This window comes from Nonomuraea sp. NPDC049419, from assembly GCF_040676995.1.
Classification (GTDB): Bacteria; Actinomycetota; Actinomycetes; order Streptosporangiales; family Streptosporangiaceae; genus Nonomuraea; species Nonomuraea salmonea.
In genome coordinates this window covers 89408-96639 of record NZ_JBFAQB010000029.1, presented here as the reverse complement: position 1 = coordinate 96639, position 7232 = coordinate 89408, and the positions used below count along the sequence as shown (strand labels likewise).

At 67.9% G+C, this 7232-nt stretch carries 10 protein-coding genes; all 10 read left to right on the top strand.

Annotated features, from left to right (window positions below; genetic code table 11):
- On the top strand, positions 1–330 hold a 330-nt coding region (locus tag AB0K12_RS44950; protein ID WP_364574850.1), incomplete at its 5' end, for a DUF742 domain-containing protein.
- A gap of 7 nt (positions 331–337) precedes the next feature.
- Positions 338–898, top strand: a complete 561-nt coding sequence (locus tag AB0K12_RS44945) for an ATP/GTP-binding protein (protein WP_355422846.1) — start codon at positions 338–340, stop codon at positions 896–898.
- 57 nt (positions 899–955) lie between these two features.
- The gene (ffh, locus tag AB0K12_RS44940; protein ID WP_364574848.1) at positions 956–2512 is read left to right on the top strand and encodes a signal recognition particle protein; all 1557 of its coding nucleotides are present in this window, start codon (positions 956–958) and stop codon (positions 2510–2512) included.
- A 529-nt stretch (positions 2513–3041) separates the two neighbouring features.
- Positions 3042–3482 (top strand): 30S ribosomal protein S16, encoded by a 441-nt coding sequence (rpsP, locus tag AB0K12_RS44935; RefSeq protein WP_364574846.1) that lies wholly within the window; start codon positions 3042–3044, stop codon positions 3480–3482.
- A gap of 1 nt (position 3483) precedes the next feature.
- Positions 3484–3729: an RNA-binding protein gene (locus tag AB0K12_RS44930; RefSeq protein ID WP_043634919.1), complete on the top strand. Its 246-nt coding sequence runs from the start codon at positions 3484–3486 to the stop codon at positions 3727–3729.
- A gap of 73 nt (positions 3730–3802) precedes the next feature.
- A complete protein-coding gene (gene rimM, locus AB0K12_RS44925) occupies positions 3803–4303 on the top strand; it encodes a ribosome maturation factor RimM (RefSeq protein WP_364574843.1) in 501 nt (166 codons plus the stop codon).
- Positions 4303–5082: a tRNA (guanosine(37)-N1)-methyltransferase TrmD gene (gene trmD / locus AB0K12_RS44920; RefSeq protein ID WP_364574841.1), complete on the top strand. Its 780-nt coding sequence runs from the start codon at positions 4303–4305 to the stop codon at positions 5080–5082. Before rimM ends, trmD begins: the two co-directional genes overlap by 1 nt.
- Before the next feature lie 157 nt (positions 5083–5239).
- Positions 5240–5602 (top strand): 50S ribosomal protein L19, encoded by a 363-nt coding sequence (gene rplS / locus AB0K12_RS44915; protein WP_345397976.1) that lies wholly within the window; start codon positions 5240–5242, stop codon positions 5600–5602.
- A 140-nt stretch (positions 5603–5742) separates the two neighbouring features.
- On the top strand, positions 5743–6600 hold the full coding sequence (gene lepB, locus AB0K12_RS44910) for a signal peptidase I (RefSeq protein WP_364574838.1): 858 nt from the start codon (positions 5743–5745) through the stop codon (positions 6598–6600).
- Positions 6597–7190 (top strand): signal peptidase I, encoded by a 594-nt coding sequence (lepB, locus tag AB0K12_RS44905; protein WP_364574836.1) that lies wholly within the window; start codon positions 6597–6599, stop codon positions 7188–7190. Before lepB (AB0K12_RS44910) ends, lepB (AB0K12_RS44905) begins: the two co-directional genes overlap by 4 nt.
- The last annotated feature ends 42 nt before the right edge of the window (positions 7191–7232 follow it).

Here is a 7232-nt window from a genome sequence, read left to right as displayed (position 1 = left end):
TCGCCCGTCCGCCCCTACGCCGTGACCGGTGGACGGACGGCGCCGCGGGTCAAGCTGGCGATGGAGGCCCTGGTGTCGTCGGCGACCGCCGAGCACCGGGAGTTCTCCCACATCACGCCCGAGTACAAGGCGATCAGCCAGCTCTGCCTGCAGGTCAGATCGGTGGCCGAGGTGTCGGCGCTGTTGCGGATCCCGCTCGGCGTGGTGCGTGTTCTGATCGCGGACATGGCGGCGGAGGGCCTGGTTCGGGTGCATCAGCCGCAGCTCGAGGCGGGTCGACCGGACGTCAACCTGCTGGAAAGGGTGCTCAGTGGACTTCGCAGGCTCTAGCCCCGGTCTGACCTCGACGAAGATCGTGGTCGCCGGGGGCTTCGGGGTGGGCAAGACGACGTTCGTCGGCGCGGTGTCGGAGATCATGCCGCTGACCACGGAGGCCGTCATGACCGACGCCTCCGCCGGTATCGACGACCTCGGCATGACGCCGCTGAAGACGACCACGACCGTCGCCATGGACTTCGGCCGCGTGTCTCTCGACCGCGACCTGATCCTGTACCTGTTCGGCACGCCCGGGCAGCACCGGTTCTGGTTCATGTGGGACGACCTGGTGCGGGGCGCCATCGGCGCGGTCGTGCTGGTCGACACCCGCAGGCTCGCCGACAGCTTCCCCGCCATCGACTACTTCGAGGAGGCCCAGCTCCCGTTCGTGGTCGGCGTGAACGGGTGGGACGGCCAATATCCGCACAGCGACGCCGAGGTGCGCGACGCGCTCACCCTGGCGCCGCACATCCCCATGGTGCGGCTCGACGCCCGCTCCAAAGACTCCGTCAAGAACACGCTGATCCAGCTCGTCGAGCACGCGCTGACGGTTCGGATGGCCGTGCCAGGCTTTGGCGGCTAGCGGAGCGGCTAGGCTGGAGTCTTAGACGTACATTCGCTTCGAGGACTGGCCAACCACGTGTTCGAGACGCTTTCCGACCGGCTGACATCGGTCTTCTCCTCCCTCCGATCCAAAGGGCGGCTGTCCGATGCCGACATCGACGCCACCACCCGCGAGATCCGCATCGCCCTGCTCGAGGCCGATGTCGCGCTGCCGGTGGTCAAGGCGTTCGTCGCCCAGGTCAAGGAGCGTGCCCGCGGTTCCGAGGTCTCCCAGGCGCTGAACCCGGCGCAGCAGGTCGTCAAGATCGTCAATGACGAGCTGATCGGGATCCTCGGTGGCGAGACCCGCAGGCTGCGCTTCGCCAAGACGCCCCCGACCGTCATCATGCTGGCGGGCCTCCAGGGTGCCGGTAAGACGACGCTGGCGGGCAAGCTGGCCAAATGGCTGCGCGAGCAGGGCCACGCGCCCATGCTTGTCGCCGCCGACCTGCAGCGGCCCAACGCCGTCCAGCAGCTCCAGGTCATGGGCGAGCGCGCGCAGGTCGCCGTCTACGCGCCCGAGCCGGGCAACGGCGTGGGCGACCCCATCGAGGTGGCCCGCAGGTCCATCGACGAGGCCAGGCGGCTCAACCACGACATCGTCGTCATCGACACCGCCGGTCGCCTGGGCATCGACCAGGAGATGATGAAGCAGGCCGCCGACATCCGCGACGCGGTCTCGCCCGACGAGGTCCTGTTCGTGGTCGACGCCATGATCGGCCAGGACGCCGTGGTCACGGCGCAGGCGTTCATGGAGGGCGTCGGCTTCGACGGCGTGGTGCTGACCAAGCTCGACGGCGACGCGCGCGGTGGCGCGGCCCTGTCGGTGCGGCACATCACCGGCCGGCCGATCATGTTCGCCTCCACGGGTGAGAAGCTGGAAGACTTCGACGCCTTCCACCCCGACCGCATGGCCTCGCGCATCCTCGACATGGGTGACATCCTCACCCTGATCGAGCAGGCCCAGAAGACGTTCGACGAGGAGCAGGCCGCCAAGATGGCGGGCAAGCTCACCTCGGGCGAGAACTTCACCCTCGAGGACTTCCTCGAGCAGATGCAGATGGTCCAGAAGATGGGGCCCATCAAGAACCTGCTCGGGATGATGCCCGGCATGGGGCAGATGCGCGACCAGATCAACTCCATCGACGATCGCGACCTCGACCGCATCGCGGCCATCATCCGCTCGATGACGCCCGCCGAGCGGCAGGACCCGAAGATCATCAACGGCTCCCGCCGCGCCCGCATCGCCAACGGCTCCGGCGTGAGCGTGAGCGCCGTGAGCAACCTCGTCACCCGCTTCTTCGAGGCCCAGAAGATGATGAAGCGGATGGCGGGCGGCATGGGCATCCCCGGCATGCCGGGCGGCAAGGGCAAGGCGTCCAAGCAGCAGAAGAAGGCCAAGAAGGGGCGGCGCGTCAGCGGCGACCCGCGCAAGGCCGCGCTGGGCAAGGGCGGCTCCGCCGACGGCGCACCGGCCGAGCCGGCCCCGAAGGGCGGCGGCGTCCTCGGCAACCTCGGCGGCAAGCTCCCGCCGGGCGTCGAGCTCCCCCCGGGCTTCGACCCCTCCAAACTCCGCCTCCCCGGCCAGAAGTAACGGGGTCAGACCCGGACGTCTGACCCACCGGCCCCCGTCCGGCCTCCCGGACGGGGATCGGTCCTCCAGCCCCACTGGGGGTCGGAGGGCGGGCGGTCACCGGTTCCCCATCCTCGGCTTCTGCCTTTCGGCCGGGTTGCGGGGCGGAACCTGCTTTCGGCCTTTACCCGCCGACTGGCCTTCACCCGCCCACTGGCCTTCACCCGCCCACTGGCCTTCACCCGCCCACTGGCCTTCGCCCGCCCACTGGGCGGGGCCGGCTTTTGCCTTTCGTTGCCGGCCTTGGGAGCGCTTGCTCGCTGACGCCTGCGGGGCTTTAGGGAGGGGTTGGGGGATCTTTGCGGTGGGGTTTGGTGACGGGTCGTGAGCAGTGCCGTAGATCTGGCACAATGACATGTTGGAACACCGTGACCAGGTGGGTGCCCTCTCATCTCCCGCCGGACACGTTTGTCCCTGGAGCGTCGTCGCGTCGTGCCCCACTCGGCGAGGCGCCGTTCACCCACGTGCGAATGCAGGAGAGACCACACCCGTGGCAGTCAAGATCAAGCTCAAGCGGCTCGGCATGATCCGCAACGCTCAATACCGCATCGTCGTCGCCGACAGCCGCACCAAGCGTGACGGCCGGGCGATCGAAGAGATCGGCCTGTACCACCCGAAGGAAAACCCTTCGCGCATCGAGGTCAACGCCGAGCGTGCGGCCTACTGGCTGGGTGTCGGCGCGCAGCCGACCGAGCCGGTTCTCAAGCTGCTCAAGCTCACCGGCGACTGGCAGAAGTTCAAGGGCGAGCCCGCCCCTGAGCCGATGAAGGTCGCCGAGCCCAAGCCTGACCGTCACGCCCTCTACGAGGCCGCGGCCAAGGAGGCGCTGTCCGGTGGCGACACCGGCACGGCCGCCACCACGCCGAAGAAGGCCAAGAAGAAGGACGAGGCCGAGGCCCCCGCCGAGACCCAGACCGAGGGCGAGGCCTGACGTGCTCGAGGAGGCTCTCGAGCACCTCGTGAAGGGCATCGTCGAACATCCTGACGATGTCCGGGTCCGCGCACGCCGCATTCGCAGCGGGCGCGTCCTGGAGGTCCGGGTGCACCCCGAGGACCTGGGCAAGGTCATCGGACGCGGCGGGCGCACCGCCAAGGCGCTGCGCACGGTCGTGAACGCCCTGGCCGACGGGAAGTACGTACGGGTCGATCTGCTCGATCTGCACGAAGCAGTCCGTTAGCGTCAGGTTTGCGCGCCCTCATCGGCTTCGTACCGATGGGGGCGCTTGCGTTGAGAAGAGAGAGCAGGTTCACGTGCAGCTGGTCGTCGGCCGGATAGGCCGCCCGCACGGGGTACGCGGTGACGTGACCGTGGAGGTGCGCACCGACGATCCCGAGCTGCGCTTCGTCCCCGGCACCCCCATCGCCACCGACCCCGCGGACCGGGGCCCCCTGGTGATCGAAGGACGCCGGTGGCACAAGGGCGTGCTGCTGGTGGCGTTCGAAGGGGTCCACGACCGCGACGCCGCCGAAGAGCTGCGGGGCACCATGCTGGTCATCGACTCGGCCGACGTGACGCCGCCCGACGACCCCGACGAGTTCCACGACCACCAGCTCATCGGGCTGGCCGTGCATACCGTCGCGGGCGAGCCCGTGGGCGAGGTGGAGGACGTGCTGCACCACGGCCAGGACCTCCTCGTCGTCCGCAGGAAGGGCCAGGACGACGCGATGATCCCGTTCGTCAAGGCGCTGGTGCCCGAGGTCGACCTGGAGACGGGACGGCTGGTCGTCGATCCGCCGGAAGGGCTGCTGTGATGCGGCTCGACATCATCTCCATCTTCCCCGAGTACTTCGCGCCGCTCGACGTCTCGCTGATCGGCAAGGCGCGCGAGCGCGGCACCCTCGACGTACGCGTCCACCAGCTGCGCGACTGGGCCCACGACGTGCACAAGACCGTGGACGACACGCCGTACGGCGGCGGTCCCGGCATGGTGATGAAGCCCGAGGTGTGGGGCGAGGCCATCGACGATGTGATCGCGGGCGGCGCGCCGCGCATGGTCGTGCCGACGCCGAGCGGCCGGCCGTTCACCCAGGAGCTGGCCCAGGAGCTGGCGCAGGAGCCGTGGCTGCTGTTCGCCTGCGGGCGCTACGAGGGCATCGACTCGCGGGTCATGGAGGAGTACTCCGGCCGCCTGCGCGTCGACGAGGTCAGCATCGGCGACTACGTGCTGGCCGGCGGCGAGGTGGCGGTGCTGGTCATGGTGGAGGCCGTCGGCAGGCTGCTGCCCGGCGTGCTGGGCAACGCGCAGTCGGCGGTGGACGACTCGTTCGCGCCGGGGGCGATGCAGAACCTCGTCGAGGGGCCCGTCTACACCAAGCCGCCGGTGTGGCGGGGGCACGAGGTGCCCGCCGTGCTGCTGTCCGGGCACCACGGAAAAGTCGCCAGATGGCGGCGCGACGAGGCGATCCGGCGTACTGTACGGAACAGGCCGGAGCTGGCGGCGGCGCTCGACCCCGCGACGCTCGACAAGCATGATCGCAAACTGCTCGAAGAGCTGTCGTTTCGCCTCCAGCCGGAAGATATGGCAAACTGAATCGCTGCCGACCAATCAGCGGTCGGTGTTGCGTGCCCGGGAAGAGCGACCCCGGACCCCAGGAGACAGCAAGCGCGTCCACTTCGCCGCCGTGCTCGTGCCGAGTGCGGACGGGTGGACCTCCGCGTGCTCGCGAAACTTTGAGGAATAGACTCTCATGCACACGAAGATCCAGGAGCTCGAGAAGGCGACCCTGCGCGGCGACGTGCCGGACTTCCGCCCCGGTGACACGCTCGAGGTTCACGTCCGAGTCGTCGAAGGCAACCGTTCCCGGATCCAGGTCTTCAAGGGCTTCGTCCTGCGCAGGCAGGGCAGCGGCGCCCGCGAGACCTTCACGGTCCGCAAGGTCAGCTACGGCGTCGGCGTCGAGCGCACCTTCCCGGTGCACAGCCCGGTCATCGAGAAGATCGTCCTCGTGACCCGTGGTGACGTCCGCCGCGCCAAGCTCTACTACATGCGTGACCTTCGCGGTAAGGCCGCCCGCATCCGCGAGAAGCGTGAGACGACGGCCGCCAAGTAAGCGTCGTTTTCCGATGGCCCGCGCTAACGCGCGGGCCTTTCGGCTTTACAGCGGCGTTTCCTTTATGTGGAGCGACTCGTGCGTGGGTGTAACGTCGGTCGAGGGTTGTCGGGCCTAGTCATCATCTAGGCTCGTCAGCGATGACTAGCGAAAGCCAGGAGCACGGCGCTGCGCGCCGCCCTGTCGAGGACGAGGTGGACGTGGTCGCCGAAGAGACTCACAAGCCGGCCAAGGGTGAAAAAAAGGAGAAGAAGGGGTCGTTCTGGAAAGAGCTCCCCGTTCTCATCGTCGTCGCCCTTGTGCTGGCCCTGATCATCAAGACGTTTGTGGTCCAGGCCTTCTACATTCCGTCGGAGTCGATGGAGAACACCCTGCTCAAGAACGACAGGGTCCTGGTCAACAAGCTCGTCTACCACACTCGTGACATCGAGCGCGGTGACGTGGTGGTCTTCTCCGGCGTCGACTCCTGGGACGGCGAGTTCCAGATGGAGGAGCCGTCCAACGCGGTCGCGGGCTTCTTCCGGTGGGTGGGCACCGCCTTCGGTTTCGTGCCCGGCGAGAAGGACTACATCAAGCGCGTCATCGGCATCGGCGGCGACCACGTGAAGTGCTGCGACTCCAAGGGCCGCATCACGGTCAACGGCACGCCGATCGACGAGGAGAGCTACCTCTATCCGGGCAACGTGCCGTCCGACACGTTCTTCGACATCACCGTGCCGCAGGGACGGCTGTGGGTGATGGGCGACCACCGGTCCCTCTCGCTCGACTCGCGCTCCCACACCGGCGATCCAGGGGGCGGGTCCATCCCCGTCAGCCAGGTCATCGGGCGGGCCTTCGTGATCGTCTGGCCGTTCGACCGGTTCTCCTCCATCGACATCCCTGAGACGTTCGCACAGCCCGCGCTGCAGGCGCTCGGCGGCTCTGTGCCGGTGGTCGCCGGCTTCGGGCTCGCCGTACCCTTGGTCCTGGTTCGTCGGCGTCTGAGGAGGCGTCGGTGACCTTCACCAAGAAGGCGGAGGGCGTGGCGAAAGAGAAGAAAAAGGGCGGGTTCCGCGAGACCGTCCTGCTGCTCGTCTTGGGGGTCGGCATCGCGCTGCTGCTCCAGGCGTTCGTGATCGGTTCGTTCTACATCCCGTCGGAGTCGATGGAGAACACCCTGCAGATCAACGACCGGGTGTTCGTCAACAAACTCTCGGGCAAGCCTGAGCGCGGCGACATCGTGGTGTTCAAGGGATGGGACGGCGAGGACACGATCAAGCGGGTCATCGGCGTCGGCGGCGACAAGGTGGTGTGCTGCGACAAGCAGCGGCGCATCACGGTCAACGGCACCCCGCTCGACGAGGAGTCCTACCTCTACCCCGACGACTACCCCTCCGGCGACAAGTTCGACGTCACCGTGCCCGCAGGCAAGCTGTGGCTGATGGGCGACCACCGCAGCGCCTCGTTCGACTCCAGGGGCCACGCCAAGGAGCCGGGGGGCGGCTTCATCTCGGAGGACGACGTCATCGGCAAGGCCGTGGTGCGTTACTGGCCGCTGTCACGGGGCTATCTGTTCTCCCGTCCCGAGACCTTCGACAAGGTCAAGTAGCCTCTCGCTTCAGGTCGCGGTTTGCGGCGAATGGGGCGTACG

Bases quoted from the DNA above. Each gene is read 5' to 3' on its own strand.
- trmD (WP_364574841.1), top strand. From the start codon at position 4,303: ATGCGGCTCGACATCATCTCCATCTTCCCCGAGTACTTCGCGCCGCTC.
- rplS (WP_345397976.1), top strand. From the start codon at position 5,240: ATGCACACGAAGATCCAGGAGCTCGAGAAGGCGACCCTGCGCGGCGAC.
- lepB (WP_364574838.1), top strand. From the start codon at position 5,743: ATGACTAGCGAAAGCCAGGAGCACGGCGCTGCGCGCCGCCCTGTCGAG.